Genomic DNA, 26257 nt, shown 5'->3' with positions numbered 1-26257 from the left:
ACTGGTACGTCTGTCCCCGCTCGATCCTCGCGGCAGCCGGCCCTCGCCGAGGGGGTTCGCGAAAAATTCTCGGCGACCGGGGGTGACCGCCCCGGGAGGAACCGGGGCGGTCCACGCGTCAGGAACGCTTCGGCAGCACCACGACCCGGCCGAAGAACTCGTCGATCCGGCGCACCACGTCGTTGAAGTCGTCCAGGTCGATCGGCTTGGTGACGTAGGCGTTGGCCTGGAGGCTGTAGCTGCCCACGATGTCGGTGTCCGCGTTCGAGGTGGTCAGCACCACGATCGGGATGGTGCGCAGGTCCTCGTCCCGTTTGACCTCGCCGAGCACCTGACGGCCGTCCATCCGCGGCATGTTCAGGTCGAGCAGGATGACGTCCGGGCGACGGGCGTCGACGTGCCGACCCTCCCGCCGCAGGAACTCCATCGCCTCCTGGCCGTCACCGACCACGTCGATGACCTTCGCGATCTCGGAATCCGCCAGGGCTTCCTCGATCATCAGCACGTCACCCGGGTCGTCGTCGACCACCAGGATGCGGACGGGGTTCGTGGCGCCTCGGTCCATGGGTTCAACCTGTCTGTTTCGGCGATCGGGGGACGACGGTCTCGGTACCCCGCTGACGGGCTGGTCGAACGCGGCCGTCCCCGAGAGGCGGCGACGGCTCGTCACCCGCTGGCGGGGAAACCTAACCCATCACACGGCGGACGACGACCGCGGGTCGACGGTATCCGGCTGGTAACGCAACACGTCGGCCAGGCCGGTGATCCGCAGCACCCGGTCCACCCGGCCGGTCGCCCCGGACAGCCGCAGCCAGCCGCCCCGGGCGACGGCCAGGTTGTCACCGCGCACGAAGGCCGCGATGCCGGTGGAGTCGCAGAAGGTCAGCTCGGTCAGGTCGAGCAGCAGGTGCCGCTCACCGGCGGCGGTGAGCCGGTCGATCTCGGCGTTGAGCGTCCCGGCGGCACCGAGGTCCAGCTCGCCCGCGAGCCGCAGGCACACGCCGCTCCCCTCCCGCTCGGCGTGTGTGACGGTGAAGGTCAACGTCGTCCCTCTCGCTCACACCACAGGCAGATCCTTGCAGTGCGGCAAGTATACGCAGCGGGCTCCGGAGGGCTGCGGCGACGCGTCAACGCGGGACGGTCCCGGAGGCGACCGCCGTCGTCACGCCCAGTGCCACGAACCGGCCCGCCCGGGGGAAGTCACGCAGGGCGTGCCGGAGGTGGCCCAGCGTCGACACGACCGCGCCCGCCGGCACTCCCCGGCTGGTCAGCAGCGCCACCCACCATGCCACGTAGTCGGTGAACAGCACCGGGTCGTCGACATAGACGGCGGCGGCCAGGAAGTCCACCGCGTACCCGAGGTCACTGATCGTGGCGTCCCACTGGGCCGAGGTGTAGTCGACCACCGACGGCACCCGGGCGCGCAGGTCCGCCAGCGCCGAGTCGATCAGCTCGCCACGGCGCTTCACCAGGCTGGCGTACTCGTCGTCGGCCAGGTGGGACAGGTCAGTCGGGACCACCCGGCGCAACGCCCGCTCGTCGGCGACCAGGTCGGCCGCGCCCGGCGCGTCCGGGGCCCAGGCGACCCCGAGCCGCCGCGCCCACCGACCGTCCACACCGAACCCACGCCCCCCGACCACCACCGGTACGTCCGAACGCTGGCACGCCTCGATCATCCGGTGCGCGTACGGCAGGCGCATCGGCAGGGCACAGGCCAACGCCACCGCGTACGCGTCGTGCCGGTGCAGGTACGACACCAGGTGGGCGGCCGGGACGCTGGCCCCCAGGAAGGTCACCTGCCAGCCGCGTAGCCGCAGCACCTCGGCGACCAGCCGGGGCGGCAGGGCATGCCACTCGCCGTCCATACAGGCCACCACGATCCGCCCCCGGGTGGGCCGCGGATCGGCGTACGCGGTGATCGCGGCCACCACCCGTTCGCTGATGTGGGTCGCGGCGTGCTCCTGCGCCACGCTCCATTCGTTGCGCGCCCACCGCTCCCCCACCTCGCTCTGCGCCGGGGCCACCAGCTCGAGCAGCACCCGTTCCGCCGGGACACCGGCGTCGAGCAGCCCGGTCGCCACCTCGATCGCGCCGAACTCGTCGGCCTCCGCGAGGCGGGCCAGGAAGTCGGCCAGCGCGTGCGACGGTTCCGCGGTCGGCGCGTGGGACGGCTCGGCCGGTGCGGTCACGACGGCGCGGTCCGCTCGGTGGCCGGCTCCCCGCCGTCCGCGGCCGGCTCGGTCAGGGCCGGGACGGAGTGCAGGTGCCGCTGCGGACGGCCCCCCGGGCCGGTGGCCCGCAACGCGAGCACCGCGATGTCGTCGTGGTCGCCGTGCGCCAACCAGTCGCCGGTGACCTGTTCGATCCGTTCGGCGAGCGCCGGGGCGGGCATCCGGTGGCAGCCGGTGACCGCGCGCACCAGCCGGTCCTGGCCGAACTGCTCGTCACCACGCCGACCGCCCCGCGCCTCGGTCACCCCGTCGCTGTAGAGCAGGCAGGTCTCCCCCGCCGCCAGCCGCACCGTGACCTCCCCGATCCGGGGATCGGGGACCACGCCGATCAGCATGCCGCTCAGCGGCACCGGCTCGACCTCGCCGGAGTTGCGCAGCACCAGCGGTGGCAGGTGCCCACCGCCGGCCATGGTCAGCGACAGGCCGCCGTCGCGCTGCGGGCGCACCACCCCGAGCACCATGGTCGCGAACCGGCCCTGGCCATGCGCCTGGGTGGTTTCCAGCAGGGCGTCGTTGAGCAGCTTCACCAGCCGGCCGGGGCGCGACTCGATGCGGTACAGCGCCTGGAGGCACTGCCGCAGCTGCCCGGTGAACACAGCGGCCTCCACCCCCTTGCCGGAGACGTCGCCGAGGAAGAACACCGAGCCGCCGTCGGCCAGCCGGTGCGCGCCGTAGAAGTCCCCGCCGATCCGCAGGCTCGCCTGGGCCGGCCGGTACGCCGTGCCCCACTGCACGCCGTCGGTGTCGGCCGGCTCGACCGGCACCAGACTGGCCTGGAGGGTGTCGGCCACCTCGGTCTGGTTGCGGTAGAGGACCGCTGTGGTGAGGGCGGCACCGGCCCGCGCGGCGAAGGCCCGGACGAGCGCCACGTCGGCGTCGTCGTACCCACGGGCCCGGCGGGCCACCAGCAGCACCCCGGCCGGGGTGTCCCGGCCGGGCAGCGGGACCGCCCAGGCGGTCACCTCCCCGGCTGACAGCCCCGGCAGCCAGCCGGCGTCGGTGGCCTGCTCGACCAGCCAGTCCACCGCGTGCGGTTCCACCCCGGACAGGCCCTCGGTGATCGCCGGTGGCAGCGCGGTGGCGGGCAGCACGCCGCTGTCCACCCGGGGGGAGTCGTCGTCGGCGCGGGTCGCCCGCCACCACCGGGCCCGCCCGGACCGGGGGGCCAGCACCAGCACCGCCACCTCCGCCAGCGTGGGTACGCTCAGCCGCACCACGGCGGCGGCGGCCCGGTCGGGGTGCAGCGGGTTGCCGAGCTTCTCGCCGACCACGGCGAGGAAGGCGGACCGGGCCCGCTCGGCGAGCAGCGCGTCCGCGCGGGACACGCTGTCGGTGACGTCCTCGACATAGAGGCAGCTCCGGGATCCGGACAACGGCACCCGGCGGATCCGCAGCCGCCGGCCCCGGTGGGCGACACCGGCCGGCTCGGCGCCGACCCCGGTCAGCCCGGCCACCCCGGCGGCGGCCAGGTGGTGGCCGGGCGTCACCTCGGGGAGCAGCCGCTCGGCGACCGGACTGACGTGTCGGACCACCCCGTCGGCGTCGCAGACGATCAGGCCCTCGCGGAAGTGCTCGACCACCTCGGACCAGGCGGGCTCGGGCTCGGCGCGGTCCGGGGCCAACGGCGGCAGCCCGCCGACCGGGCCGCCGGGCCGGTCCGTGGCCCGTCCGGGACTCGACGTGGAGATCCGTCCGTCGCCCGGGTCGAAGCCCCTGACGTCGGCAGCATTCACCAGCTGAGCCCCACTCCCCTTGTCGCCTCCGCCCGTCGCGGCGGTAGCACGTGTGTTCCGATTCCGTTCCGACCAGCCTACGCCGGAACGCGGACACCGCCACCGCACGGCCGTCCCGGCCCCCCGGATCGCGCCTCCTGCAGACCCCCGGGGAGATTGTTACGATCCGGCAAAGTCCGACCCGACGGTCGGGTCCGGGGAAGGGCGTGCTGCGGTGACCCATGGAAGGAACCCCCAGGTTGCCCCGCTGACCATGTCGATCGACCACTCGGATCCCCGGTCGCCGGTCATCGTGGTCGCCGGTGACCTGACCTTCACCACCGCCGGGCCGCTGCGGACCGCGGTGGACCGGGTGCTGGACGGCCGGCCAGCGGTGCTCGTCCTGGACTTCGCCGGGCTGCTCTTCATCGACAGCACCGGGCTGTCGGTGATCGTCCACGCCTGGCGCGAGGGGCAACCGGCCGGGACGCTGATCCGGTTGCGGGGCACGCCCCGGTTCCTGACCACCATCCTCGACATGACCGGGGTCTCCAGCCTGCTCGCGCGACCGGCGCCGGCCCCGTCCGCCGCCGTGCCGGAGCCCCCGGCCGGCTCCGCCTGACCGGGAGGTCACCCGAGCGGTGGCTCCGGGCGGGTGATCCGCGCGCCAGTGCGTACCCGGGCGTTTCCCGCTCACCGGTTGCTGGGAACATGGAGGCATGCGTCCACCGCTGCTGTCGATCGAGGTGACCCGGCTCGATGCCGGCCACGCCCGGCTACGGCTGACCGGTGACCTCGACTTCGACACCGCGCCGGAGCTGGTCGACGCGGCGGCCGGGGTTCGCGCCGACGGCTGTCCCGAGCTGACGATCGACCTCGGCGGGGTCGGTCTGTGCGACTCGTCGGGCCTGAGCGCCTTCGTGGTGCTCAGCCAGGGCGGTGCCGGCACGGTCCGGTTGACCGGGGTGGGCGCCCGGCTCCGCCAGCTGCTCGACCGCACCGGCCTGACCGAGTTGCTGGCCGTGGAGCAGTCCACCGTGCACGCCGTCGAGGACGAGCGCGAGGTGGGCTGAGCGGGGTGCCGACGGTGGTCACGCGACCACCACGGGCCGGGGGGCCGCCGCGGGTTGCCGCCGCGGCCCGGCCGACCGCAGGCCGGCGGGGGACGACGGTTCCACGTCCTCCGGGGCACCGGAATCGGGAAGCTGGAACAGATACCGGACGAATCCCCCACCCGACTCGTTCTCCTCCGCTCCCGGCCACTGCCCGGCGCAGTCCATGCCCACCACCTCACGCCCCGAGCCGTCGGCCTCCTCCACCAGCGCCCAGAGACTGACCGGGTAGCAGCGGGTCACCTCGGGGCTGATCTGCCACCGCGAATACCAGCCGGGACGAGCCGGGACGATCTCGACGATCCTCTTCATGACGACCTTCCCTTCCGCCTGCCTCGGAAGACCTCCGGTCGACCCGATGGTCTGCCCCCGACGGGTGAGCGCCCCTCACCCCCGGCGAGTGAAACGGGGACACCGTGGCACCCCACCCCGCCGGCACCGGGGACGGCCCATCCGGAGCCGCCCGGCCGGGCGGCCACCGCCGGTTCCGGGCTACCGTGCCGGCATGGACCCTGCCGGCGCCCCACCCGCCGACGCCGCCGGACGGACCGTCGCCGCCGGGGAGGGCGGCCACGACGACCGGTTGGAGCTGGTCGTCGACCCGGCCCGGCGGACCGGGCGGATCCTGCTCGCCGGGGGCGTCGCCCAGTCGTACGTCGACATCACCGATCCGCGTCACCTGCACTTCGAGTACGTCCGTCGGATGGCCACCCTGATCGATCTGGCGGCTCCCACCGGCCGGCCGCTGGACGTGCTGCACCTGGGCGGCGGGGCGCTGACCCTGCCCCGGTACGTCGCGGCGGCCCGCCCCGGATCGACGCAGCGGGTCGTCGAGCGGAATCCGGCCGTGGCCGCGCTGGTCGACCGGGAGCTGCCCGCGCTGCCACCCCGGGTGCGGGTCGAGATCGCCGACGCCCGGGAGGCGGTCGTCCGCACTCCCGACGGGGCGTACGACCTGGTGTTGGCCGACATCTACCGGGGTGCCCGGATGCCGGCACACGTGGCCGGCGTGGAGTTCGTCGCCGAGGTGGCCCGGGTCCTGCGGCCGGGCGGCGGCTACCTGGTCAACGTCACCGACCTGCCGCCGCTGGTCTTCACCCGGGTCCAGGTGGCCACCCTGCGCGCGGTCCTGGCCGACGTCTGCCTGGTCGCCGACCGGCGGATGCTGCGCGGCCGGCGGTACGGCAACGTGGTCCTGGCCGGCGGCAGCACACCGGGACGGCTACCGGTGCGGCGGCTGGCCGCCCGGGTCGCCGCCGACCGGGTGCCCGGCGCGGTGCTGCACGGGGCCACGCTGGACGGGTTCGTCGGCGGTGCCCGACCGGCCCGGGACGCGGACCTCACCGGCTGACCGCCGGTTGCGGCAGGACATCGAGGCACCGGAGGCCCGCGACCGAAGCCGACGGCCCCCAGCCGAAGCCGGCAGCCGACGGCCCACAGCCGAAGCGGACACCGATCATTTCCGGTCAACGGTTCCGCATCGGCACCTCGGGTGAGGAGCTCTCCAGCGGCACGGCGTTGGCCGGGACCAGGCCGAGTTGCGTCGCCGGTCGGGTCAGCGCGGCGTCCAGCACCCAGTCCGCGCTCACCCGTGCCCGGTTGCCGGGCATCGCCAACAGGTGGTACCCCCGGGTGACCGCCTTGGCGGGCAATCCGGACAGCGACACCTTCAGCGGGTTCGCCGCCGCGTCCCGGCCGCCCAGGTCCACCACCCAACCCAGGTCGTGGTGCCGGTACGGGCGGCGTCGACCGTGCCCGTAGGACGCGGCGATGTTCTGCGCCGCGAGCTTGCCCTGCCGCTGCGCGTGCTGGGCGGTCATCGCACAGATCTGACCGGGGCGGGTCAGGTCCGGCACGGCGGCGGCGTCACCGCAGGCGTAGACCTCGGGGAACCCGGGGACGTTGAGGTACTCGTCGACCACCAGCCGGCCCTTCTCGGTACGCAGGCCCAACTCGGCCACGAACGGGTCGGGGCGCACCCCGACACACCAGGCCAGCGTGCAGGTCGGGACGTACTCACCGTCGGTGAGCCGTACCCCGTCGGGGGTGGCCTCGGCGACCGAGGTGCCCATCCGCACGTCGACCCCCCGGCGGCGCAGCACCCGGTCGGCGGTGCGCGACATCCGCTCGTCCAGCTCCGGCAGCACCCGGGGGGCCACGTCGAGCAGCATCCACCGGGGGCGGACCGTCAGCCGGGGCCGCTGTACCCGCAGCGCGTCGGTGAAGAGCTGCCCGTGGGCGGCGACCTCGGTGCCGGTGTAGCCCGCGCCCACCACGACGAAGGTCGCGCGGGCCTGCTGCTCGGCGGGGTCATCGGCCAGCTCGGCCAGCTCGATCTGGCGGACCACGTGGTCGTGCAGGTAGACCGCCTCGGGCAGGCCCCGGAAACCATGGGCATACTCGGTCACCCCGGGGATGGGCAGCAGCTTGTTGACGCTGCCGACCGAGAGCACCAGCCGGTCGTACGCCAGTTGACCCCGCTCCCCCTCCGGGTTGGTGAAGCCGACCCAGCGGTTGGCCAGGTCGACCCGGTCGGCCTCGCCGACGACCACCCGTACCCCGGGCAGGGTGCCGGTCAACGGCACCGAGATCCGGCTGGGCTCGACCACCCCGGCGGCCACCTCGGGCAGCAGCGGCAGGTAGAGGAAGTAGTCGGTCGAGTTCAGCAGCACGATCTCGGCACGCCCGCCGGCCAGCCGACGCAACGTCTTCGCCGCGTGGTAACCGGCGAAACCGGCCCCCACGATCACCACCCGAGGTTTCGTCATGTCCGTTCCCTTCCCGGCGGTCAGCGCGACAAACGTGTCGGATCGCCCCGGCACCGCCACCACGCCGGGGAGCGGGGCGGCGAGCGAGCCGCAGCCACCGCCCCGCAGCCCACGAGGGCGTCGCGGTCCGTTTGATACCTCAGTGACGGGCTCCCGACTGTCGTTACATCGTGTAAACGACTTCGTTGCTTTCGGCACGCCCTCCGCTCACGCTGAGTTCCTGTTCGACCACCACCGATCGGAGGGACAGATGAGAGTTCGTCGTGTCGTCGCCGTCACACTGGCCGCCCTGCTGGCGGCCGTGGGGCTCGCGCCGACCGCACCCGCCGCAGCGGCCACCGCGGACCGCTGGGGCTTCGCCTACGTCGACAACCCCACCGTCACCAGCTGGACCGTGCTGGACACCAGCCGGCAGTGGGGAACCTGGAAGACCGCCTTCCCGGCTGCCTGGGCCACCGGCATCAAGCTCGCCCCGGGTCGGTTCCAGGTGCGGTTCCCGCAGATCGGGGCCGGTGCGCGCGGGGTGCCGCACGTGACCCCGGTCGACCGGGCCGGGCACTACTGCACGGTGGTCCGCTGGTTCCAGTCGGGCACCGACGAGATCGTCGACGTGCAGTGCTTCGCCCCCGGCGGCACCCGCGACGACAGCCGGTTCACCGTGCTGTGGACCGCCAGCTCCGGGGTGCTGCCGGCCGGCACCGCACACGCCTACGTCCAGGGCGGGGTCAGCGGGCTGGTCCAGTCGTACGTGTCGACCGGTGCCCCCGCCGCGCTGGCCCCGGTGGGGGTCGGGCAGTGGTCGGTGAAGCTGCCCGGCGTCGGACTGGCCGGGGTGCTGGCCGGCAACGTGCAGGCCACCGCCGTCCAGCCGAACGCCGGCCCACGCCGGTGCACGGTCGCCCGGTGGGGCGCCTCCGGCACCGACGTGCTGGTCTACGTGTTCTGCTTCGACCAGGCCGGCGCCCCGGTGAACACCGACTTCACCCTCTCGTACCACCGGAGGCGGTCGGTGATCGGGTCGCTGGCCCCGCCGACGTTCTTCGGTCACCTGGCCAGCGCGGCGGGCGGCCCCACCAACGACAACTCGCCGCTCGGCGTGGGTGTCAACACCATCGCGCCGCTCGCGCCCGCCGGCCGCTACCTGGTGACCTTCCCACAGCTGGGCCAGAAGGAGACGCACGCCCAGGTCACCGCGCAGGGCCCCGGACCGAACTACTGCAACCTGACCCAACCCTGGTCGTACGCGGTGGACGCCCCGGTGGACGTGATCTGCTTCGACAACACCGGCACCCCCGCCCCCTACCAGGTGCTGGTCGCCTTCACCTCCCGGATCTGAACCGGTGTCGACGCCCGCCGGTCAGCCCGGCGGGCGTCGATCAGACGGGGCGGGGGAAGGGCTGCGCGGTGGGCAGCGGCACCTGGAGGTAGGTGACGCCGCGCAGGTCCAGCCAGGCCCGGTCGGGGGCGCGGACCAGCCGCACCATCACCTCGGTGCAGGACGGGCAGCGCCCCACCAGGCCGGGGGCGTGGGCGTAGACGTGCAGGTCGGCCATCGGGCCGGTCGCGCCGCACGACGCGCACCGCCCGGTCGCCGCGCTCAGGTCCACCGCGAACAGCTCGCGCAGCGGCCCGTCGAGCATGTTGCCGTCCAGGTAGGACATCTCGGTCATGGGTTCTCCTCGCCGCTCAGCCGGTCGGTCCGAACCGCTCGGTCCGTACCCGTCGGGTCTGGTGGCCCAACCCCACCAACAGGTCCGCGACGGTCTCCACGAAACCGGTCGGCCCACAGACGTAGCAGAGCGGTTCCAGCTCCGCCGGCCAACCGTGGGTGTTCACGTCGGCCAGGCCGATCCGGTGCGGCTCGCCCCGCCACCCGTCGGGAGCCTGCCGGGTGTAGACGTAGGTCACGTCCAGGCCCGGGTCGTCGCGGTTGCGGGTCCGCAGCTCGTCGGCGTAGATGACGTCCGCCGGCGTCCGGACCGAATAGATCAGCCGGAACGGCGCCCGGTTGCCGGCGGCCCGGCGGGACCGCACCATCGCCATCAGCGGCACCACCCCGGATCCCCCGGCGACCAGCAGCACCGGCGCGGTCTGCTCGGGCCGCCAGACGAACCAGCCGCCGACCGGACCGCGCACCTCCACCGGATCGCCCTCGGCCCAGGCGTCGGTCAGGTACGGGGACACCTCGCCGTCCGGCACCCGCTGCACCGTCAGCGCGACCCGGTCGCCGTCGGCCGGCCCGGCCAGCGAGTACGACCGGGCCGCCTGGTAACCGTCGGGGGCGGTGAGCCGGACGTCGACGTGCTGCCCCGGCAGGTGCCCCGGCCAGCCGGGCACCGACAGGATGAGGGTCTGGGCGGTGGCCGTCTCGACCCGGCGCTCCACCAGCCGGGCCACCCGCCAGCCCAGCGGCGTCGCCACCCGGCCGCCCGTGGCGGCTGCGGCCACCTCAGTCGCCCTGGTAGCGCTGCTCGCGCCACGGGTCGCCGTAGTCGTGGTAGCCGGCGGTCTCCCAGAAACCGGGCTCGTCCTCGACGGTCAGCCGCAGGCCGCGCACCCACTTGGCCGACTTCCAGAAGTAGAGGTGCGGCACCAGCAGCCGGGCCGGACCACCGTGCTCGGCGGGCAGGGGCTCGCCGTCGTAGCCGTGCACCAGCCAGGCCTGGCCGTCACGCAGGTCGTCCAGCGGCAGGTTGGTGGTGTAGCCGCCGTACGAATGCGCCTGGGCGTAGTCGGCGGCGGTGTCCACCCCGTCGAGCAGCACGTCCAACGAGACGCCCTGCCAGCTGGTGCCGAACTTGGACCATCGGGTGACGCAGTGGATGTCCACCGTCGGGGTCTCCTGCGGCAGGTCCATCAGCTCCGCCCAGGACCAGCGGAACTCGTCGCCGGTCTCGGTGGCGAGGACGAACTCCCACCGGTCCAGGGGCACCCGGGGGGTCGGTCCGGCGGAGAGGACCGGGAAGTCCTCGGTCAGGTACTGCCCCGGCGGCAGGGCCGGGTCGGTCGTCCGACGTCGGCCCTGGAAGCCCGGTGACACGATTCCCACCTGTCAGTCGTACCACCCGGCGGGCGTGGGCGGGAGGGTTCCGGCGGACCGGGCCGGCCCCGGCGGCGGTCTGCTCGCGGACCGCCGCCGGGCGCGTACCGTCAGTGCTTCTCGGTGACCACCTCGGCGTCGCCGGGCTCCCGGTCGCGGGTGGCCCGCAGGCTGGTGAGGGTGACCACCACCAGGACACCGATGATCACACCGAGCGAGGCCAGGGTCGGGATCTCCGGCACGCCCGGCCAGATCCCGTGCGCCCAGTGCAGGCCGAGCTTGACGCCGATGAAGGCCAGGATGATCGCCAGGCCGTAGCTGAGGTGCACCAGGCGGCTCAGCGCGGCGTGCAGCACGAAGTACAACGCCCGCAGCCCGAGCAGCGCGAACGCGTTGGTGGCGAAGACCAGGTACGGGTCCTCGGTGATGCCGTAGACGGCGGGCACCGAGTCGACCGCGAAGACGATGTCGGTGGCGAGCACTGCGACTACCACCAGCGCGAACGGGGTCAGCGCCCGCCGGCCCTGCTGGCGGACCGTCATCCGGGTGCCGTGGTACTCGTCGACCACCGGCATGAACCGGCGCAGCAGCCGTACCGACCGCATCTTGTTGATGTCGATCTCCTGCTCGTGCCCGGAGAGGGCGTCGCGTAGCAGCTTGACCGCGGTGGCGATCAGGATGACGGCGAAGAGCAGGAAGGCGAAGTCGAGGGTCTGCAACGCCGCCGCCCCGATGGCGATGAAGACCGCGCGCAGCACCAGCGCGCCGGCGATGCCGTAGAGCAGCACCCGCTGGGCGAGCACCGCGGGCACCGCGAAGGCGGCCAGCAGGAGCATGAACACGAAGAGGTTGTCGACGGAGAGCGACTTCTCGACCAGGTAGCCGGTCAGGTATTCGACGCCCTGCTGGGAGCCGTACCGGGACCAGACCCAGCCGCCGAACGCCAACGGCAGCGCGATGTAGAACGCCGACCAGCCGAGCGCCTCCCTGATCGACACCTCGTGCGGCCGCCGGGTGACCAGGAAGTCGAGGACCAGCAGCGCGAGCACCCCGACGATGGTGACCGCCCAGAGGGTCGGGGTACCCACCGAGGACAACTCACCGGCAGCAAGATATGACAGATCGGTCATGGAGCCTCCTCGAACACCGTGCCATGTTCGAGGTCTCCTTCACCCACGATCCGCCGTGGGCAACCACCCGAGGCGGACCCGGGGCCCGCCGTACTGACCGGAATGGTTCGTGGGAAGTACTCCCCTCGTGCGGTCCAGGTTAGGCCAGGTCGGGAGCACCCGCCAAGTCAGGGCACCCGACTTCACGACATGGTTGCCCTGATCAACGGCTGTGTCGGGCATCCCGGCCCCACCCGGCCGCCGGGTCACCGGGCAGGCCGGGCGCGCGGCGCGGGATACCCGGCGGGTCCGGCGCGCGACGGCGCGGGGAGCCCGTTGGTCGGTCACGACGGCGCGGTCGGCGCGGGGTGGGTCAGGCGCGACGCGACATGGTGCCGCCCGGGGTGAGCGCCGGCTCCACCAGATCCCGGTAGTCACGCGGGAGCCGGGTCACCAGATCGTCGAACTCACCGCCGCTGACCGCCTCGCGGACCGTGGCGAGGACCGCGCGCACCGCCTCCCGGGCGGCCGGCTCGGTCAGGTCCCCCCGGCCCGCCACCCGGGCGACGAACTCGGCGGCACCGAACCGTTCGGCCGCCTCGTTACCAGGACCCGGCCGCAGGGCCAGCCGCAGCGGCGCCGGTAGCTGCGTCGCCAGATCGAGCACGTCGCCGCCGGTCAGCCGATCGGCGAGGGTCGCCAGGGTCGCGTGGGCCAACGCCACGGCCCGCTCCGGACCGGTACGGGTCCGCCGGGCCACCTGGTCGACGAAGGTGTCGTAGTCCATCGCGGGCTCCCTTCGAGCTGGGGCCGGCCGGTGTGCCCCACCGGTCGAGCTGGGGCCGGCCGGTGGGGCACACCGGCCGAGCTGAGGCCGGCCGGTTACCCACCGACGCGCCCCGGAAACGACACTCCGGTGGCCGACCGGCCGACGCGGCCCGGAAACGACACGTGGTGGGTGAACGACCGGCGCGGTCCGGAAACGACCCGACCGACGGTGGCGTTTTCCCGCCGCCGACGATGCGTGACCGACCGCCGGGCGGGTAACCGCCGCCGACCACGCCACTCGATCGCACCGACCCGATCACGGGCGACCGAGCTGGCGCTCGGTCACGACCAGGGCGGCCCTCCGCTCACCACGACCGGAGGCGGCGCTCGATCACGGAGCCCCGGGCCACCCCCGATCACCACGACCGGGACAGCGCTGGTCACGACAACCACGGCGGCGCTCGGTCACGACAACCGAGGCGGCGCTGATCGCGACGCCCCAGGAGCGAGGAGGCTCACCCGATGGCCAGTCGGACCCCAGTCCTGCGGTACCTGTCCGGCCTGGACTACCCGGCGGAGAAGGACGCCGTGGTACGCCAGGCGGAGCGCTTGGGCGCACCGCCGGAGGTGCTACAGGCGTTGCGGGCGCTGCCGCCGGTGGACTACGCCGACGACGCCCAGGTGGCCCGCTCCGCCGCCGTCGAGGCCGCCCCGGAGATCAGCACGGCCCGACGCACACGCCCGGCGGAAACCAGACACCCCCGGCGATTGGCCCAACACCTCCGCAGCATCTGACCACCCCACCGACCCGACTCTCCCCCTCCCCCGTACACGCCCGCCGCCCGACCCGAGGAGTCGCGGCCATGGACCCGGCTGGTTGATCAAGAGGTTTGCGTCAGCTGGCGTGCGGCGGGATGACGCAAACCTCTTGATCAACGGGGTCATGCGGGCGGGCGGGCGGGAGCGGGCGGCGGGGTGGGGTGGGGTGGGGTGGGAGCGCGCGGGAGGGTGGGTGAGAGGGGCGGCGGGGGCGGAAAGGCGGGCGCCCCGGGTCGCGAACCGCGACCTGGGGCGCACGCGTGCCTGTTCACCGGCCAGCTGCCGGGTGGCCACCCGAACCGGGTGGGCATCGCTGCCACGATCAGCATATGACACGCCATCATCCGTACGGCTGATTTCCGGCAATACTGTGGGCGAGCACACCACCCCGGTCACCGGCTCAGCCGTGCAGGTCACCCCGCCGGTCCCGGGCCTTCAGCCGGACGCCGGGCATCTCCGGGGCGGGCAGCGGCGGGGCCGCGTCGTCGGTGACCGGGCCGAAGCGACGGCCGGCCATCCAGTCCTCCCGGGCGGTGGCCACCTCCTCGTGCGAGCGGCCGACGAAGTTCCACCACATGACGAGGGGCTCGTCGAACGGCTCGCCGCCGAGCAGCATCAGCCGGCTGCCCGGGTCGGCGGCCACGGCCAGCCGGTCCCGCCCCGTCCCCAGGTAGAGCAGCGCACCGGGCTCCAGGGTCAGCCCGTCCACCCGGGCCTGGCCGGACATCGCCAACAGGGCGTACTCGAAACCGGACCGTAGGCGCAGCGTCGCCGGCGCCGGGCCGCGCGCCTCCAGCTGCGCGCCGAGCAGCGGGGTGTGCACCACCGCCGGGGACCGCTCACCGGCCAGCTCACCGACGAGCAGGGTGTGGTCCCAGTCGCCGTCGCGCCACCGGGGCAGGTCGGCGTGGTGGGCGAAGTCGGCCGCGCCGGCCCGCGCCGGGTCGGGCAGCGCCACCCACAGTTGTACGCCGTGCATCACCGGCGGACGGGCGGCGGGCGAGCGTTCGGAGTGGGCGATGCCGTGCCCGGAGGTCATCACGTTGAGCTGGCCGGGCCGGATCGGCTGGACGTTGCCGAGACTGTCCCGGTGCACGATCTCGCCGTCGAGCAGCCAGGTCACCGTCTGCAGGCCGGTGTGCGGATGCGGCGGCACCTCCATCCCCGGCCGCTGCGCGACGTCGTCCGGGCCGAAGTGGTCCACGAAGCACCACGCCCCGACCATCCGGCGCACCCGTTGCGGCAGCAGCCGGCGCACCGTGGTGTAGCGCCCCAGTGGCACGTCGTGGCCGGGCAGCAGCACGCTGCCCGGGTCTTCGGGGACGACGCCGGGTGGTCGGGTCTGCGCCGGCAACGATTCGGTACGGTCCACCACCCGACTCTATGCCCGCCCCCGCCACGGCACCTCAGTCCTCGACGACGGTGACCGCGTTGGCTCCGGCCACGAGGTCGAGGTAGAGCCGATCGGGCGACCGGTCCCAGTCCGCCGATCCGACGGTGGCCCCCCGGGCCAGCCCGTCCCGCCGGTCGCCGTACCAGACCACGCTGCCGGCGCCGGCGCTGGCCCGGATCCGGACCGGCGGGCCGTCCGGCGCCCGGACCACGAACTGGTTGACGCCCCCGGTCATCCGTACGGTGCGGGTGCCCTTCGTCGGCGGCAACCGCAGGTCGATCCGGGCCGCCCCGCCGATCAGCTCCACCCCGGACAGCCGGGCCGCGGACAGGTCGAGGACATGGTCGCTGACCCCGCCGATCAGCCGTAGCCGCCAGGTCAGCCGCGAGTTGAGCACCACGTCGACGACACCCCGGCCGGGCTCGTCCCGCCGGGTGACCCGCAGTTGCACCCGGTCACCGGACACCTCGGGCCGGGGGGTCAGGCCCGCGTCGGCCGGGCTGCTGATCCGGTACAGGTCGGCACCGAGGTCGTCGACGCGCAGCCGGAACGAGGTCACCCCGTCCATCAGCTCGAAGGTCGCCCGGCGTAACCCGCCGACCGGCGCGGTCGCGGCCCGCCCGGCTGCGGTTTCGGCTGCCCCGGCACCACCGGGTCCGCCGCCCACCGTCACCGGCGGTGCGTCGCTCCCCCCGGAGAAGACCACCCCCAGCCGGTCCGGGTTCGCCATGGTCACCACCACCGCGATCGCGCCGAGCGCGACCACCAGCGCCGCGGCGGCGGCCAGCCAGCGCGCCCCGCGGGGCCACGGCGATCGGGGCGGCCGGTCGCTCGCCGGATCACCGGTCACCTCGACGTCGACCGGATCACCGGTCACCTCGATCACCGGCTCGAAGACCGGTCGTTGTCCGCCCGCCGTCGGACGGTACCCCTGATCCGGCTCCGCCATCGTGCCTCCCCTGTCCGGTCCCCCACCCAGCACTACGTACGGGCAGCCGGAACGGATCACTCCACCCGGGTACCGTGCCAGCGCCGACCCGGGTCATTCGGTGTCACGCCCCCAGACCCCGCCCCGGTAGACGGTCCCCCGGTAGGTGCTGCCCCCGTCCCGGTCCGGCCGGTCCACGGGGTCGACGCCGGGCGGGGGTCCGGCGGCCGGGGCGTCGGCGCGGGCGGCACGGGCGGCGCGGATCCGGCTGACCACGAACCAGCCGGCGGCGGCGACGCAGACCACGATGACGACCCGCTGGAACGACCCGACGTACTCCTCGACGACGTGCCAGTTGTCGCCGAGGAGATAACCGGCCAGCACGAAGGTGGTGTTCCAGATCAGGCTGCCCAGCGTGGTGTAGAGCAGGAATGTCGGGACCGGCATCCGCTCCACCCCGGCCGGGACCGAGATGAGGCTCCGGAAGATCGGGATCATCCGCCCGAAGAACACCGCCTTGACCCCGTGCTTGAGGAACCACGCCTCGGTACGGTCCACGTCGCTCAGCTTCACCAGCGGCAGTCGGGCCGCCACCGCCCGCATCCGGTCGCGGCCCAGCGCCGCGCCGATGCCGTACAGCACCCAGGCGCCGACCACCGAACCGAGGGTGGTCCAGAGGATCGCCGAGACCAGGCTGATCCGCCCCTGGGCGGCGGCGAAGCCGGCCAGCGGCAGGATCACCTCGCTGGGGATCGGCGGGAAGAGGTTCTCCAACGCCACCGCCAGCCCCGCGCCCGGCCCGCCGAGCCGCTCCACCAGGCCGGTGACGTAACCCACCGGCCCCTCGGACGACGGCTCGGCGGCGGACACGACCGTGCGGGGGCTGAGCGCCAGGGAGCGTGTGATCATCCGACAACGTTACGAGCCGGTCGACGGATCGACCACGGGACCGACCGGCCGCCCCGCGCCGGTTAGCGTTGGACCCGTGTACGGACAGGTGGCCCAGCTGTGGCGGTACCCGGTCAAGTCGATGCTGGGCGAACCGCTCCCCGACACCACCGTGGACGGTCGGGGCGTGGCCGGTGACCGTCGGCTCGCCGTGCTGGACCGGGAGACCGGGCGGGTCGGCAGCGCGAAGCGGCCCCGACGCTGGTCGGCCCTGCTCGGGGTCCGGGCGACCGGCGACGCCCCCGACCGGGTACGCCTCACCCTCCCCGACGGCAGCGTCCACGCCCATCCCGACCACCGCCTGGACGCCGCGCTGTCCCGGCTGCTCGGCCGGGCGGTCACGCTCACCGACACCGTGCCCGCCGACGCCCTGCTGGACCGGGCCGACCCGGACGCGGTGCTGGCCGAGGGGCCGGACGCCGACGTGCCGGTGACCGGGAACCCGTTGGGCGGCGTCGCCCCGGCCGGCAGCCTGGTCGACTTCGCGCCGCTGCACCTGGTCACCACGGCCAGTCTGGACGCGCTCGGCCTGCCCCTGGCGGCGGTGCCCCGCTACCGGCCCAACCTGGTCGTGGCCACCGACGCGACGGGCTTCGTGGAGAACGGGTGGCCGGGTCGGGAGTTGCGGGTCGGCGCGGAGGTGGTGCTGCGGGTGCTGGTGCCGACCCCCCGGTGCGCGGTGCCCACCCTGGCGCACGGCGTGCTCCCCCGTGATCCGGAGGCGCTGCGGCGGCCGACCCGACGCAACCGGGTGGTCCCGCTGCCCGAGCTGGGGGCGCAACCCTGCGTCGGGGTGTACGCGGTGGTGGTGCGGGGTGGCCGGGTCGCCGCCGGGGACCGGGTCGAGCCGGCCTGACCACCGGCCGGCGCTCCCGCCGCGCGGGGATCCCGGCGGCGCGACCGGAGGGCCGTCAGCCCTTGCGGGCTACCCCGCAGTACATGCTCACCTCGGCGGCCGTGGGACGGGGCTGCGGTTCGGCCCCGGCCCGCCATTCGGCCACCGAGACGAGGCCCGGCTCCACCAGGTCCAGGCCGTCGAAGAACCGGGCGAACTCGTCCCGGCCGCGGAGGTTGATCATGCCGGGCGCGTTGCCGACCCGGGTCGCCTCCCGGGCCTCCTCGGCCACCTCGGGGGCGAGGTGGTCGAAGGTGGCGTGCGACGCGGCCAGGTAGCTGCCCGGCGGCAGCTCCGCGAGCAACCGGCGGACCACGCCGTAGGGGTCGTCCGGATCCGGCACGAAGTGCAGGATGGCCACCAACATCAGGGCGACCGGCTGCTCCAGGTCGAGGGTCCGCCGCAGCTCGGGGTGGTGCAGGATCTTCTCCGGATCGCGCAGGTCGGCGTCGATGTAGGCGGTGGCGCCCTGCGTCGAGCTGGTCAGCAACGCGCGGGCGTGGGCCAGCACGATCGGGTCGTTGTCGACGTAGACCACCCGGGACTGCGGTGCGACGGCCTGCGCCACCTCGTGGGTGTTGTTCGCCGTCGGGATACCGGTGCCGATGTCCAGGAACTGCCGGACGCCCGCCTCCCGGGCCAGGTGGGCGACCGCACGCTGCAGGAACCGGCGGTTCTCCAGGGCGGCGGTGCGGATGGTCGGGAAGGCCGCCGCCATCGCGTCCCCGGAGTCCCGGTCGGCCTGGAAGTTGTCCTTGCCACCGAGCCAGTAGTTGTAGCGGCGGGCCGGGTGCGCGACCGAGGTGTCGATCCGGTCGCTGGGGTGCGGGGCGGCGCCCGTCGGGGCATCGGTGGTCACCGGGTCCTCCATGACTCCGTGCCATCCCGGGGGTGATGGCGTCCGTCCACTGTCTGCGGTTCCGCCATCGTAGAGGTCGCCCGGGTGCGGTCGGCGAAGCGGTGGTGCGGTTACTCCGGGTACAGCTCGTCACGCAGTCGGGTGAGCACCTCCGGCGTACGCTCCGGCGGGGTGGCCTCGACGCAGAGCCGTTCCATCGCCGCCGCGTAGTAGTCCAGGTCCTCCCGCTTGTCGAGGTAGAGCGCGCTGGTCAGCTGCTCGATGTAGACGATGTCGGGCAGGTCGTCGTCGCCGAAGCGCAGGATGGTGAAGGCCCCGCCGGCCGCGGCGTGGCCGCCCGCGTCGAACGGGATGACCTGCAGCCGGACGTGCGGCGAACGGGTCGCCTCGATCAGCGCGGTCAACTGCCCCCGCTTCACCTCCCGGCCACCGATCGGCCGACGCAGGGCGGCCTCGTCGATCACCGCCCAGAGCTGCGGCGGGTCGGCGCGGCGCAGCAGCTGTTGACGCTGCATACGCAGCTCCACCCGGCGGTCCACCTCGTCCACCGCCGCCCCCCGGTGCCCGAGCAGGACCACCGCGCGGGCGTACTCCGGGGTCTGCAACAGGCCGGGGACGAACTGCACCTCGTAGCTGCGGATCAACGCAGCGGCGGCCTCCAGGCCCAGATAGGACTGGAACCAGCCGGGCAGCACGTCGCCGTAGCGGTGCCACCACCCGGGGCTGTTGGCGTCCCGGGCCAGCTTGAGCAACGCGCCGCGCTCCTCGTCGGCGGTGACGCCGTAGAGGGTGAGCAGGTCGGCGACGTCACGTTCCTTGAAGCCGACCCGGCCCAGCTCCATCCGGCTGATCTTCGACTCCGAGGAACGGATCTCCCAGCCGGCGCCCTCACGCGTGACACCGCTGGCCTCCCGCAACCGGCGCAACTGCGCGCCGAGCAGCATCCGCAACACCGTGGGACCGGTGGCCGGCCCCCCCTCGGCGGCAACCATCGTCACGTGCCCCGCCCCTCCGCACAATGCCCACGACCGATCGTGATTCCCCGGCCCCCGCCCGGCCGACGAGTAAGCATGCCATGGACCGACGGTGAGGTGAACATCCTCCGGACGAACACGGTCCCCTGGGCGGGACCGTCGAACACTAGCCGATCAGATGGTCGAAGTCGCCGTCCCGCGCGCCGAGGACGAAAGCCGTTATCTCGTCCACCGTGTAGATCAGGGCCGGCCCGTCGGGATGGCGGGAGTTGCGCATGGCGATGCCGGCGCCGCCGGGTAGCTCGGCCAACTCGACGCAGTTGCCGCTGGGGTTGCTCCGCCGGCTCTTCTCCCACCTCAGGGGGGGCAGCTGGGTGGTGGGGACGCCGTTCTCAGGCTGCTGCATGGATGTCTTTCTGTCGGGGTTCGGACCCGGTGTCGCGAGGGGATGGTCCAGGGCTGGAAGGGCTGCGCGACATCAGATTCGGCCGTGATGCACGTGCATCTGCTATTGCATCTGCATCGGACAGCGAGCATGATAACGCACGTGCGCGGTACTTATCCGTTCACTTTGGGTTACCACCCCGGGGGCATTCACCTGGGGAAACGAGGGTCCGGTGCGGCACGACGGCCGCCGCCGCCCGGACCGTACGCCGACACCGCGAGGGAGGACCCGTGCCGGATCCGTTGACCGTCGCGTCCGGCGTCTCCGCAGCCGGGGCCCTGGTCTCGGTGTGGCAGCTACGCCGCCGGGCACTCCAGGCCGAGGCGGAACTGGAGCACCTCCAGGCCGAACTCGCCGCCGAGCGGCACGCCGCCAGCCACGATCCGCTCACCGGGCTACCCAACCGGAGAGCCTTCTACCGGCTGGCCGCCACGCTGCTCACCGACGCCGGCGGGCAACCCCTCATCGCGGTGGTCCTCGACCTCAACGACTTCAAACAGGTCAACGACCGCTACGGGCACGCCGCCGGCGACCAGGTACTGATCAGCGTCGCCCAACGACTGGCCGCCTTCGCCGGGGACAACCTGGTCGCCCGGCTCGGCGGGGACGAGTTCGCCGGCCTGCTGGCCAGCCCCTCGGTCGACCGGCGCTGGATCGACCACGCCACCCGGCGGCTGCGCGACGCGCTGGCCGCCCCCATCCCGCTGGGTCCGTGCAGCGTCCGGGTCACCGCCTCGGTCGGGCTCGCCCCGGTCACCGGTCCCACCCAGCTGGCCGACGCGCTGTGCCGGGCCGACGCCGCGATGTACCGGGCGAAGGGCGTCACCAGCCGGCAGTCACCCCGGCAACTGCTCGACGCGGCCCGCCTCGCCGAGTGCTGAAACGCGGCCCCGGGCCGACACCCACGTCGGACCCCGGCCGACCGCCTTCCAGCGGCTCCGGCGGGGCCACCCGTGAGCGGACCCGGGCCGTTCGGAGCGGGCGGCGGGTCAGCGCCAGCCGTACCCGGACCGCAGCGCCTGCCCCACCCGGTCGAACCGCACCCGGTCCAGCACCGCACCCTCGCGGCGGATGCTGTCCTCCCGCATGGTGAGCACCCGGTCCAGCCGCACCCAGCTGGGACGCGCGTCGCGGTCCCACTCCCCCGGCCCCAGCCCCAGCCAGTGCCGCTGGCCGTCCCGCTCGCTCTGGCTGGAGAGCATCAGCCCGAACAGGGTGCGGCTGGAGCGGCCGACCACCAGCACCGGGCGGTCCTTGCCCTGCTTCGGGTCGTCCTCGTAGGGCACCCAGGTCCAGACGATCTCCCCCGGGTCGGCCTGCCCGTCCGGCTCCGGGGCGTACGACAGCTCCCGTCGTTGCAGGGCGCTGACCTGCCGCCGCCGGGCCGGCTGGGCCGGGATCGGGCCGGCGGTGCCCCGCTGCGCGCCGACCACGCCGGTCATCCGGCCGAGCCGGGTCGCCACGTTCCTCAACAGACCTGCCACGGCGGGCAGCGTACCGCCCCCGGCCCCGATCAGCCGCCCAGGGCGTCCACCTTGCGCAGCAGCACCGCCCGCTCACGGTCGTTACGGCAGCACCGGGCGGCGGACTCCAGCTCGGTCCGCGCCTCGCCGTGCCGACCGAGCCGGGCGAGCAGCTCACCCCGCACGCTCGGCAGCAGGTACGACCCGGCCAGGCGACCGGTGGCGGCCACCTGGTCCACCAGCGCCAACGCCGGCAGCGGCCCGTCGGCCATGGCCACCGCGACGGCCCGGTTCAGCTCGACGACCGGCGACGGGGCCACCCGGCCCAGGGCCTCGTAGAGGAGCACCACCCGGGCCCAGTCGGTCTGCTCCACCGACCCGGCTGTGGCGTGGCAGGCGGCGATGGCCGCCTGCAACCCGTACGGCCCGAGGCCCCGCCCCGGCGCCACGGCCCGGGCGAGCGCGGCCACGCCCCGGCGGATCGCCGAGCGGTCCCACCGACGCCGGTCCTGATCCGTCAGCAGCACCGCCGCGCCGTCCGCGTCGACCCGGGCCGGGAACCGCGCGGCGGTCAGCTCGCACAGGGCGAGCAGGCCGTGCACCTCCGGCTCGGCGGGCAGCAGCGCGGCCAGCGTCCGGGCCAGCCGGATCGCCTCGTACGCCAGGTCGGGGCGGAGCAGCCGGTCACCGCTCGTCGCCGTCGACCCCTCCGTGAAGATCACGTAGAGCACGGTCAGGACCGCGCCGAGCCGCTCCCGTCGCTGGGCCGGTTCGGGGAGCGCGAACGGCACCTGCGCGGCGGCGATCGTCTTCTTGGCCCGGGTGATCCGCGCCTGGACGGTGGGCACCGGCACCAGGAGCGCCCGGGCGATCTCCGCGCTGGACAGGCCACCGACCACCCGCAGCGTCAGGGTCAACCGGGCCTCGGCCGAGAGCACCGGATGGCACGCCACGAACATCAGCGCCAGGACGTCGTCGTCGATCCGGTCGGGATCCCACGGCAGGTCACCGGCCGACGACCCGTCCGTGCCCTCGGCGAGCTGACCGGCGAGCACCGCGTACCGGGCGTCGCGGGCCGCCCGGCGACGGAAGGCGTCGACCGCGCGCCGACGGGCGGTGGTGAGCAGCCAGCCCACCGGATTCGCCGGCACGCCGTCGCGCGCCCAGCCGACCAGCGCCTCGGCCACCGCCTCCTGCGCGACGTCCTCGGCGAGCGCGAAGTCGCCGGTGTAGCGGGCCAACGCCCCGACGATCCGGGCGGACTCGATCCGCCAGAGCGCCTCGACGGCCCGCCGTGCCGACTCGGCGCTCGGCGGGCCGTCGCCGGTCACCGGGGTCAGAGCTGGCCGGTCCGCTCGCGCCACGCCCGCTCCCTGATGATCCACTCGTTGTCCTGCGGGAACTCGTCGATGCCCGGCACCCGGCGCACCTCGCACTTGCTGCCGCTCACCGCCGGCATCCGCCGGGCCCACTCCACGGCCTCCTCCTTCGACGCCACGTCGATCAGGTAGAAGCCGCCGAACAGCTCCTTCGTCTCGCCGTAGGGGCCGTCGGTGACGACCGGGGGGTCCGCGCTGTAGTCGACCACCACGCTCTGCGCCGGGTCCTCCAGGCCCTCGGCGGCCACCAGCACGCCCGCCCGGATCAACTCCTCGTTGAACCGCCCCATCGTCTCCAGCATCTCCTCGAAGGGCGTCTCCGTCATCGCGGCGAAGGACTCGTCGGTACCCCGCATGATCAGCATGTACTTGGCCATCGTCACTCCTCAGCATCGGGCCGCCGGTCGACCCGTTCACCCTCAGGTCGAACGGGAACCCGGCCGGATCGACACGACCCGCCCACCGGTTTCCCCTCCGGCCGCCCGGCGGGCCAGCACCAGGGTGGTCCGCAGGTCGAGGGTGACCGTACCGCCGAAGCCGTCGACCGCCGCCCCGATCGCCGACAACACCCGTTCCCGCAGCTCCGGCGGCCGGCGCAACTGCGGGGAGAAGGTGCCGACCAGCCGCTGGTACGCCGCCGTGTCCAGCGGCACCGCCCGGCGGAACGCCACCGTGCGTACGTCGGTGAAGAGCCCGCTGGCGGTGATGTCGGTGTGGAACCAGTCCTCCGGCTGGTCGTGGTGCGGCACCGGGTCGACCGACTCGAAGGCCGCCCGGATGGCCGCCGACCGGGCCGGGTCGACGTAGTCGTAGCGGTGGGCGAAGACGGCCAGGGTGCCGCCGGGGGCCAACGCGTCGTACGCCCGCCGGTTGCGGGTGGCCGGGTCGAGCCAGTGCCAGGCCAACGCGCAGGCCAGCAGCGGCACCCCACCGGACGGTGGCGACCACTGCTCGAACCGGGTCACCACCACCTCGACGTCGGGAAACCGGGCGGTCAGCACCGCCGCCATCCGCGCGTCGGGCTCGATACAGGTAACCCGGGCCGGACCCGGGGCCACCGCTTCGGCTGCACCCGACTCCCTGCCCGCCGGTACGGCCGGTCCCGGGCCGGTCAGGTCCGCCGCCCGGCCGGTCGATGCGGCGCCGCCGTCCGCCGCGACGAGGCCGACCAGCAGGGCGGTGGCCAGGCCGGTGCCCGCGCCGACCTCGACCAGCCGGGCGGGTGGCCCGCCGTGATAGGCGAGGATGGCCCCGGCGAGGGCGGCCGGGTATCCGGGCCGGATCTCGTCGTAGTCCGCCGCCACCTCACCGAAGACCTCCACCATGATCGCCATCGTCGCACCGTCGCCGCCCGCGCGGTGCCCCGTCGAGGGAGACCCGTGACCGACCTGCCCCGGGACCTGCCCGTGATCGAACGCACCGCCGTCCGGCTGGTCGTCCGCGACCGGGACGGCCTGATCCTGCTCTTCCACACCCGCGACCCGGAGCATCCGCGGCTCGGCACCTGGTGGGAGCTGCCCGGTGGGGGCGTCGACCCGGGCGAGACGTACCCGCAGACCGCGCTGCGGGAACTGCGGGAGGAGACCGGCTTCGTGGTCACCGCCGGGCAGCTCGGCCCGCCGACCTGGCGACGGCGGGCCAGCTTCATCCACCGGCGGTTGCGGCACGTCCAGGACGAGGTGGTGCTGACGGTACGCCTCGACGCCACCGCGCCGGACGTCGACGCCACCGACCGGCTCGACTACGAGGTGGAGGACTACTTCGACTTCCGCTGGTGGACCGCCGACGAGATCGTCGACAGCACCGAACGGTTCTACCCGGGTCGGCTGCCCGAGCTGCTCACCGCCTTCCTCGCCGGCCACCGGATCGACGAGCCGTTCGAGCTCTGGTCCTGACCCCCCGGGATGCCGGCGGCGCGGACGATGGGCACAGTGGAGGACATGACGACCCTCCCGTACGCCCCGTTGGCCCGGTACGCCGCCCGGCTGCACGCCGACATCGGCGACCGGCACCACGTCGCCTCCCCGCTCGGCGCCTGGCTGCTGCTGGCCCTGGCCGCGCCCGCCGCGACCGTTGCGGACCGGGCCGAGCTGGCCGACGTGCTCGGCGTCGACGGGGAGACCGCCGCCGCGACGGCCACCGCGCTGCTGGACCGACCGCACCCGCTGGTGGCCTCGGCCAGCGCGGTCTGGCACCGCCCCGGCACGGACACGGCGCGGCTGGCCGGATGGTGGGACGGACTCCCCCGGGCCACCACCACCGGCCCGTTGCCCGACCAGGCGGGCCTGGACGGCTGGGCCCGCGGGCACACCCTCGGGCTGGTCGACCGGTTCCCGCTGACCGTCTCCCCCCGGGTGCTGGTGGCGCTGGCCAGCGCCCTGGCCACCCGGATCTCCTGGGCCACCCCGTTCGACCTGGTGCCCGGCGCGGCGCTCGGCCCCGACCCGGACGCCCCGGACCGGCCGGCCGACGGCCCGGGGACGCACCGGACAGGCGACGACCCCGGGACGGACCGCCCGGCCGACGGCCCGGGGCGACCCGCCGGGGGCGACGCGGGCCGGGCGGGTTCCGCCTGGGCCGGACGGCTCACCCGGGCGCTGCGTACCCCCGAACACGGGCACCGGGTCTGGATCGCGTCGACCGGGGCGGCCGGGGAGGTCGCGGTGCACGCCGCCCCGGCGGTGGAACGTGACGGCGCCGGTCTGGTGGTGCTCTCGGTCGTCGCCGACCCGACGGTCCCACCTGCGGACGTCCTCGCCGCCGGCTACGAACTGGCCGGCGCGGCGGTGGACGGTGAACCGGCCCGCCGGTCGCTGTTCGACCTGCCGCTCGGCGCGGGACCGCTCGGCACGCTGCGCGAGGAGCGGGTCCGCACCCCGGCCCGGGACGGTCGGGAGGAGCGGCACCACGCGGTGCTGCCCTGCTGGTCCGCCCGGGACGAGCACGACCTGACCGCCGCCGGGCTCGGGTTCCCGGCGGTGGCGCGGGCACTGGGCGGACTGCTCGGCACCGAGGTGGGCGTCGAGGCCCGCCAGGCGGCGGTGGCGCACTACGGCCGGTACGGCTTCGAGGCCGCTGCGGTGACCGGCGCGTTCGCCCTGGTCAGTCTCCCGCCGGAAGGTGTCCGACGGACCGCCGAACTGCGTTTCGGCCACCCGTACGCGGTGCTGGCGGTGGCCACCGACCAGCGCGACGGCACGACGGGGCCGTGGCACGGGGTGCCGGTCTTCTCGGCCTGGGTGGCCGCGCCCCGGGAACCGGAGGAGGCCGATCTCGCCGACCCGCCCGAGCCGGCCTGAGCGGCGACGTCTCCTCGTCCTGACCCGCTGCCCACGTCGGGCCGGGCGGCGGCCGGCGAACCCGCTCGACGACCGACGGCACCGGACCGGCCACACCCAGGGTCGAGTCCGGGTG

The 26257-nt window shown here is 74.2% G+C and carries 30 protein-coding genes; 9 read left to right on the top strand and 21 right to left on the bottom strand.

All coding sequences use genetic code 11. The features are described 5' to 3' along the window. Window positions 1–118 precede the first annotated feature (118 nt). The 4 genes from GA0070623_RS01120 to GA0070623_RS01105 form a co-directional block, all read right to left on the bottom strand. Window positions 119–565 carry a response regulator gene (locus GA0070623_RS01120; protein ID WP_067312804.1) on the bottom strand — a complete coding sequence of 149 codons (447 nt, stop codon included), beginning with the start codon at window positions 563–565 and terminating at the stop codon, window positions 119–121. Window positions 566–694: 129 nt separating this feature from the next. Continuing rightward, a complete protein-coding gene (locus tag GA0070623_RS01115) occupies window positions 695–1042 on the bottom strand; it encodes an STAS domain-containing protein (protein WP_067312807.1) in 348 nt (115 codons plus the stop codon). A gap of 85 nt (window positions 1043–1127) precedes the next feature. Next, entirely contained in the window at window positions 1128–2189 is a 1062-nt protein-coding gene (locus tag GA0070623_RS01110) for a cobalamin B12-binding domain-containing protein (protein ID WP_067312809.1), read from the bottom strand. After that, on the bottom strand, window positions 2186–3964 hold the full coding sequence (locus tag GA0070623_RS01105; protein WP_067312811.1) for a PP2C family protein-serine/threonine phosphatase: 1779 nt from the start codon (window positions 3962–3964) through the stop codon (window positions 2186–2188). Before GA0070623_RS01105 ends, GA0070623_RS01110 begins: the two co-directional genes overlap by 4 nt. Before the next feature lie 214 nt (window positions 3965–4178). Here GA0070623_RS01105 and GA0070623_RS01100 point away from each other — a divergent pair, with 214 nt between their 5' ends. Together GA0070623_RS01100 and GA0070623_RS01095 are read left to right on the top strand one after the other, a co-directional pair. Next, window positions 4179–4565, top strand: coding sequence for an STAS domain-containing protein (locus GA0070623_RS01100; RefSeq protein WP_231932614.1), 387 nt, complete (start codon window positions 4179–4181; stop codon window positions 4563–4565). 97 nt (window positions 4566–4662) lie between these two features. Continuing rightward, on the top strand, window positions 4663–5016 hold the full coding sequence (locus GA0070623_RS01095) for an STAS domain-containing protein (RefSeq protein ID WP_067312814.1): 354 nt from the start codon (window positions 4663–4665) through the stop codon (window positions 5014–5016). Window positions 5017–5034: 18 nt separating this feature from the next. Here the strand turns inward: GA0070623_RS01095 and GA0070623_RS01090 are convergent, their stop codons facing one another. After that, window positions 5035–5367: a hypothetical protein gene (locus GA0070623_RS01090; RefSeq protein ID WP_067312816.1), complete on the bottom strand. Its 333-nt coding sequence runs from the start codon at window positions 5365–5367 to the stop codon at window positions 5035–5037. A gap of 193 nt (window positions 5368–5560) precedes the next feature. On the opposite strand from GA0070623_RS01090, the gene GA0070623_RS01085 reads away from it, so the two are divergent. Further along, entirely contained in the window at window positions 5561–6406 is an 846-nt protein-coding gene (locus GA0070623_RS01085) for a spermidine synthase (RefSeq protein ID WP_172898354.1), read from the top strand. Window positions 6407–6521: 115 nt separating this feature from the next. On the opposite strand, the gene GA0070623_RS01080 is transcribed toward GA0070623_RS01085, so the two are convergent. Continuing rightward, window positions 6522–7823, bottom strand: a complete 1302-nt coding sequence (locus tag GA0070623_RS01080) for an NAD(P)/FAD-dependent oxidoreductase (protein ID WP_067312818.1) — start codon at window positions 7821–7823, stop codon at window positions 6522–6524. A gap of 250 nt (window positions 7824–8073) precedes the next feature. On the opposite strand from GA0070623_RS01080, the gene GA0070623_RS01075 reads away from it, so the two are divergent. Continuing rightward, on the top strand, window positions 8074–9159 hold the full coding sequence (locus tag GA0070623_RS01075; RefSeq protein ID WP_067312820.1) for a hypothetical protein: 1086 nt from the start codon (window positions 8074–8076) through the stop codon (window positions 9157–9159). Window positions 9160–9199: 40 nt separating this feature from the next. On the opposite strand, the gene GA0070623_RS01070 is transcribed toward GA0070623_RS01075, so the two are convergent. From GA0070623_RS01070 to GA0070623_RS01050, 5 genes are all read right to left on the bottom strand, one after another. Further along, window positions 9200–9493 carry a DUF6510 family protein gene (locus GA0070623_RS01070; protein ID WP_067312822.1) on the bottom strand — a complete coding sequence of 98 codons (294 nt, stop codon included), beginning with the start codon at window positions 9491–9493 and terminating at the stop codon, window positions 9200–9202. Window positions 9494–9509: 16 nt separating this feature from the next. Next, complete coding sequence (locus GA0070623_RS01065) at window positions 9510–10271, bottom strand: ferredoxin reductase (RefSeq protein WP_067312825.1); 762 nt, start codon at window positions 10269–10271, stop codon at window positions 9510–9512. 1 nt (window position 10272) lies between these two features. Then, the gene (locus GA0070623_RS01060) at window positions 10273–10863 is read right to left on the bottom strand and encodes a sulfite oxidase-like oxidoreductase (protein WP_197700079.1); all 591 of its coding nucleotides are present in this window, start codon (window positions 10861–10863) and stop codon (window positions 10273–10275) included. A 110-nt stretch (window positions 10864–10973) separates the two neighbouring features. Then, window positions 10974–11993, bottom strand: coding sequence for a TerC/Alx family metal homeostasis membrane protein (locus GA0070623_RS01055; RefSeq protein WP_067312830.1), 1020 nt, complete (start codon window positions 11991–11993; stop codon window positions 10974–10976). Between the two features lie 352 nt (window positions 11994–12345). Beyond that, window positions 12346–12759 carry a DUF2267 domain-containing protein gene (locus tag GA0070623_RS01050; RefSeq protein WP_067312833.1) on the bottom strand — a complete coding sequence of 138 codons (414 nt, stop codon included), beginning with the start codon at window positions 12757–12759 and terminating at the stop codon, window positions 12346–12348. Between the two features lie 503 nt (window positions 12760–13262). Between GA0070623_RS01050 and GA0070623_RS01045 the strand changes: the two genes are divergently transcribed. Further along, on the top strand, window positions 13263–13535 hold the full coding sequence (locus tag GA0070623_RS01045; protein WP_067312835.1) for a DUF2795 domain-containing protein: 273 nt from the start codon (window positions 13263–13265) through the stop codon (window positions 13533–13535). A gap of 424 nt (window positions 13536–13959) precedes the next feature. Here GA0070623_RS01045 and GA0070623_RS01040 read toward each other — a convergent pair whose 3' ends face one another. From GA0070623_RS01040 to GA0070623_RS01030, 3 genes are all read right to left on the bottom strand, one after another. Continuing rightward, the gene (locus GA0070623_RS01040) at window positions 13960–14931 is read right to left on the bottom strand and encodes a pirin family protein (RefSeq protein WP_067309345.1); all 972 of its coding nucleotides are present in this window, start codon (window positions 14929–14931) and stop codon (window positions 13960–13962) included. Window positions 14932–14965: 34 nt separating this feature from the next. After that, window positions 14966–15901, bottom strand: coding sequence for a cell wall-active antibiotics response protein (locus GA0070623_RS01035; protein ID WP_231932613.1), 936 nt, complete (start codon window positions 15899–15901; stop codon window positions 14966–14968). Between the two features lie 93 nt (window positions 15902–15994). Next, window positions 15995–16789 carry a DedA family protein gene (locus GA0070623_RS01030; RefSeq protein ID WP_067309274.1) on the bottom strand — a complete coding sequence of 265 codons (795 nt, stop codon included), beginning with the start codon at window positions 16787–16789 and terminating at the stop codon, window positions 15995–15997. A gap of 76 nt (window positions 16790–16865) precedes the next feature. On the opposite strand from GA0070623_RS01030, the gene GA0070623_RS01025 reads away from it, so the two are divergent. Beyond that, window positions 16866–17684: an MOSC domain-containing protein gene (locus tag GA0070623_RS01025; RefSeq protein WP_172898353.1), complete on the top strand. Its 819-nt coding sequence runs from the start codon at window positions 16866–16868 to the stop codon at window positions 17682–17684. A gap of 55 nt (window positions 17685–17739) precedes the next feature. On the opposite strand, the gene GA0070623_RS01020 is transcribed toward GA0070623_RS01025, so the two are convergent. The 3 genes from GA0070623_RS01020 to GA0070623_RS01010 form a co-directional block, all read right to left on the bottom strand. Continuing rightward, complete coding sequence (locus tag GA0070623_RS01020; protein WP_172898352.1) at window positions 17740–18594, bottom strand: SAM-dependent methyltransferase; 855 nt, start codon at window positions 18592–18594, stop codon at window positions 17740–17742. Window positions 18595–18692: 98 nt separating this feature from the next. Beyond that, on the bottom strand, window positions 18693–19574 hold the full coding sequence (locus GA0070623_RS01015) for a helix-turn-helix domain-containing protein (RefSeq protein WP_067309357.1): 882 nt from the start codon (window positions 19572–19574) through the stop codon (window positions 18693–18695). A gap of 148 nt (window positions 19575–19722) precedes the next feature. Then, window positions 19723–19962: a DUF397 domain-containing protein gene (locus GA0070623_RS01010; RefSeq protein WP_067309277.1), complete on the bottom strand. Its 240-nt coding sequence runs from the start codon at window positions 19960–19962 to the stop codon at window positions 19723–19725. A gap of 269 nt (window positions 19963–20231) precedes the next feature. Here GA0070623_RS01010 and GA0070623_RS01005 point away from each other — a divergent pair, with 269 nt between their 5' ends. Next, the gene (locus GA0070623_RS01005; protein ID WP_067309280.1) at window positions 20232–20882 is read left to right on the top strand and encodes a GGDEF domain-containing protein; all 651 of its coding nucleotides are present in this window, start codon (window positions 20232–20234) and stop codon (window positions 20880–20882) included. Between the two features lie 108 nt (window positions 20883–20990). Here the strand turns inward: GA0070623_RS01005 and GA0070623_RS01000 are convergent, their stop codons facing one another. The 4 genes from GA0070623_RS01000 to GA0070623_RS00985 are packed head-to-tail and all read right to left on the bottom strand — an operon-like array spanning window position 20991 to window position 24177. After that, on the bottom strand, window positions 20991–21485 hold the full coding sequence (locus GA0070623_RS01000) for a type II toxin-antitoxin system PemK/MazF family toxin (protein ID WP_067309283.1): 495 nt from the start codon (window positions 21483–21485) through the stop codon (window positions 20991–20993). Window positions 21486–21514: 29 nt separating this feature from the next. After that, window positions 21515–22828 (bottom strand): RNA polymerase sigma factor, encoded by a 1314-nt coding sequence (locus GA0070623_RS00995; protein WP_067309286.1) that lies wholly within the window; start codon window positions 22826–22828, stop codon window positions 21515–21517. Continuing rightward, a complete protein-coding gene (locus tag GA0070623_RS00990) occupies window positions 22801–23220 on the bottom strand; it encodes a YciI family protein (protein WP_067309289.1) in 420 nt (139 codons plus the stop codon). Before GA0070623_RS00990 ends, GA0070623_RS00995 begins: the two co-directional genes overlap by 28 nt. A 42-nt stretch (window positions 23221–23262) precedes the next feature. Beyond that, the gene (locus GA0070623_RS00985; RefSeq protein ID WP_067309293.1) at window positions 23263–24177 is read right to left on the bottom strand and encodes a class I SAM-dependent methyltransferase; all 915 of its coding nucleotides are present in this window, start codon (window positions 24175–24177) and stop codon (window positions 23263–23265) included. Between the two features lie 45 nt (window positions 24178–24222). Between GA0070623_RS00985 and GA0070623_RS00980 the strand changes: the two genes are divergently transcribed. Continuing rightward, window positions 24223–24738 carry an NUDIX hydrolase gene (locus tag GA0070623_RS00980; protein WP_067309296.1) on the top strand — a complete coding sequence of 172 codons (516 nt, stop codon included), beginning with the start codon at window positions 24223–24225 and terminating at the stop codon, window positions 24736–24738. Window positions 24739–24783: 45 nt separating this feature from the next. Beyond that, window positions 24784–26142 carry a hypothetical protein gene (locus tag GA0070623_RS00975; protein WP_067309361.1) on the top strand — a complete coding sequence of 453 codons (1359 nt, stop codon included), beginning with the start codon at window positions 24784–24786 and terminating at the stop codon, window positions 26140–26142. The last annotated feature ends 115 nt before the right edge of the window (window positions 26143–26257 follow it).

This window comes from Micromonospora rifamycinica, from assembly GCF_900090265.1.
In the GTDB taxonomy this organism is placed as follows: Bacteria; Actinomycetota; Actinomycetes; order Mycobacteriales; family Micromonosporaceae; genus Micromonospora; species Micromonospora rifamycinica.
The sequence above is the reverse complement of the archived record's forward strand: the minus strand, read 5'-3'. Positions and strand labels throughout refer to the sequence as shown.

What these genes read in the sequence shown, in the direction of transcription:
- GA0070623_RS01120 (WP_067312804.1), bottom strand. Translation starts at nt 565, where the DNA reads ATGGACCGAGGCGCCACGAACCCCGTCCGCATCCTGGTGGTCGACGAC.
- GA0070623_RS01095 (WP_067312814.1), top strand. Translation starts at nt 4,663, where the DNA reads ATGCGTCCACCGCTGCTGTCGATCGAGGTGACCCGGCTCGATGCCGGC.
- GA0070623_RS01090 (WP_067312816.1), bottom strand. Translation starts at nt 5,367, where the DNA reads ATGAAGAGGATCGTCGAGATCGTCCCGGCTCGTCCCGGCTGGTATTCG.
- GA0070623_RS01085 (WP_172898354.1), top strand. Translation starts at nt 5,561, where the DNA reads ATGGACCCTGCCGGCGCCCCACCCGCCGACGCCGCCGGACGGACCGTC.
- GA0070623_RS01080 (WP_067312818.1), bottom strand. Translation starts at nt 7,823, where the DNA reads ATGACGAAACCTCGGGTGGTGATCGTGGGGGCCGGTTTCGCCGGTTAC.
- GA0070623_RS01075 (WP_067312820.1), top strand. Translation starts at nt 8,074, where the DNA reads ATGAGAGTTCGTCGTGTCGTCGCCGTCACACTGGCCGCCCTGCTGGCG.
- GA0070623_RS01070 (WP_067312822.1), bottom strand. Translation starts at nt 9,493, where the DNA reads ATGACCGAGATGTCCTACCTGGACGGCAACATGCTCGACGGGCCGCTG.
- GA0070623_RS01055 (WP_067312830.1), bottom strand. Translation starts at nt 11,993, where the DNA reads ATGACCGATCTGTCATATCTTGCTGCCGGTGAGTTGTCCTCGGTGGGT.
- GA0070623_RS01050 (WP_067312833.1), bottom strand. Translation starts at nt 12,759, where the DNA reads ATGGACTACGACACCTTCGTCGACCAGGTGGCCCGGCGGACCCGTACC.
- GA0070623_RS01045 (WP_067312835.1), top strand. Translation starts at nt 13,263, where the DNA reads ATGGCCAGTCGGACCCCAGTCCTGCGGTACCTGTCCGGCCTGGACTAC.
- GA0070623_RS01035 (WP_231932613.1), bottom strand. Translation starts at nt 15,901, where the DNA reads ATGGCGGAGCCGGATCAGGGGTACCGTCCGACGGCGGGCGGACAACGA.
- GA0070623_RS01030 (WP_067309274.1), bottom strand. Translation starts at nt 16,789, where the DNA reads ATGATCACACGCTCCCTGGCGCTCAGCCCCCGCACGGTCGTGTCCGCC.
- GA0070623_RS01020 (WP_172898352.1), bottom strand. Translation starts at nt 18,594, where the DNA reads ATGGAGGACCCGGTGACCACCGATGCCCCGACGGGCGCCGCCCCGCAC.
- GA0070623_RS01015 (WP_067309357.1), bottom strand. Translation starts at nt 19,574, where the DNA reads ATGGTTGCCGCCGAGGGGGGGCCGGCCACCGGTCCCACGGTGTTGCGG.
- GA0070623_RS01010 (WP_067309277.1), bottom strand. Translation starts at nt 19,962, where the DNA reads ATGCAGCAGCCTGAGAACGGCGTCCCCACCACCCAGCTGCCCCCCCTG.
- GA0070623_RS00990 (WP_067309289.1), bottom strand. Translation starts at nt 23,220, where the DNA reads ATGGCCAAGTACATGCTGATCATGCGGGGTACCGACGAGTCCTTCGCC.
- GA0070623_RS00985 (WP_067309293.1), bottom strand. Translation starts at nt 24,177, where the DNA reads ATGGCGATCATGGTGGAGGTCTTCGGTGAGGTGGCGGCGGACTACGAC.
- GA0070623_RS00975 (WP_067309361.1), top strand. Translation starts at nt 24,784, where the DNA reads ATGACGACCCTCCCGTACGCCCCGTTGGCCCGGTACGCCGCCCGGCTG.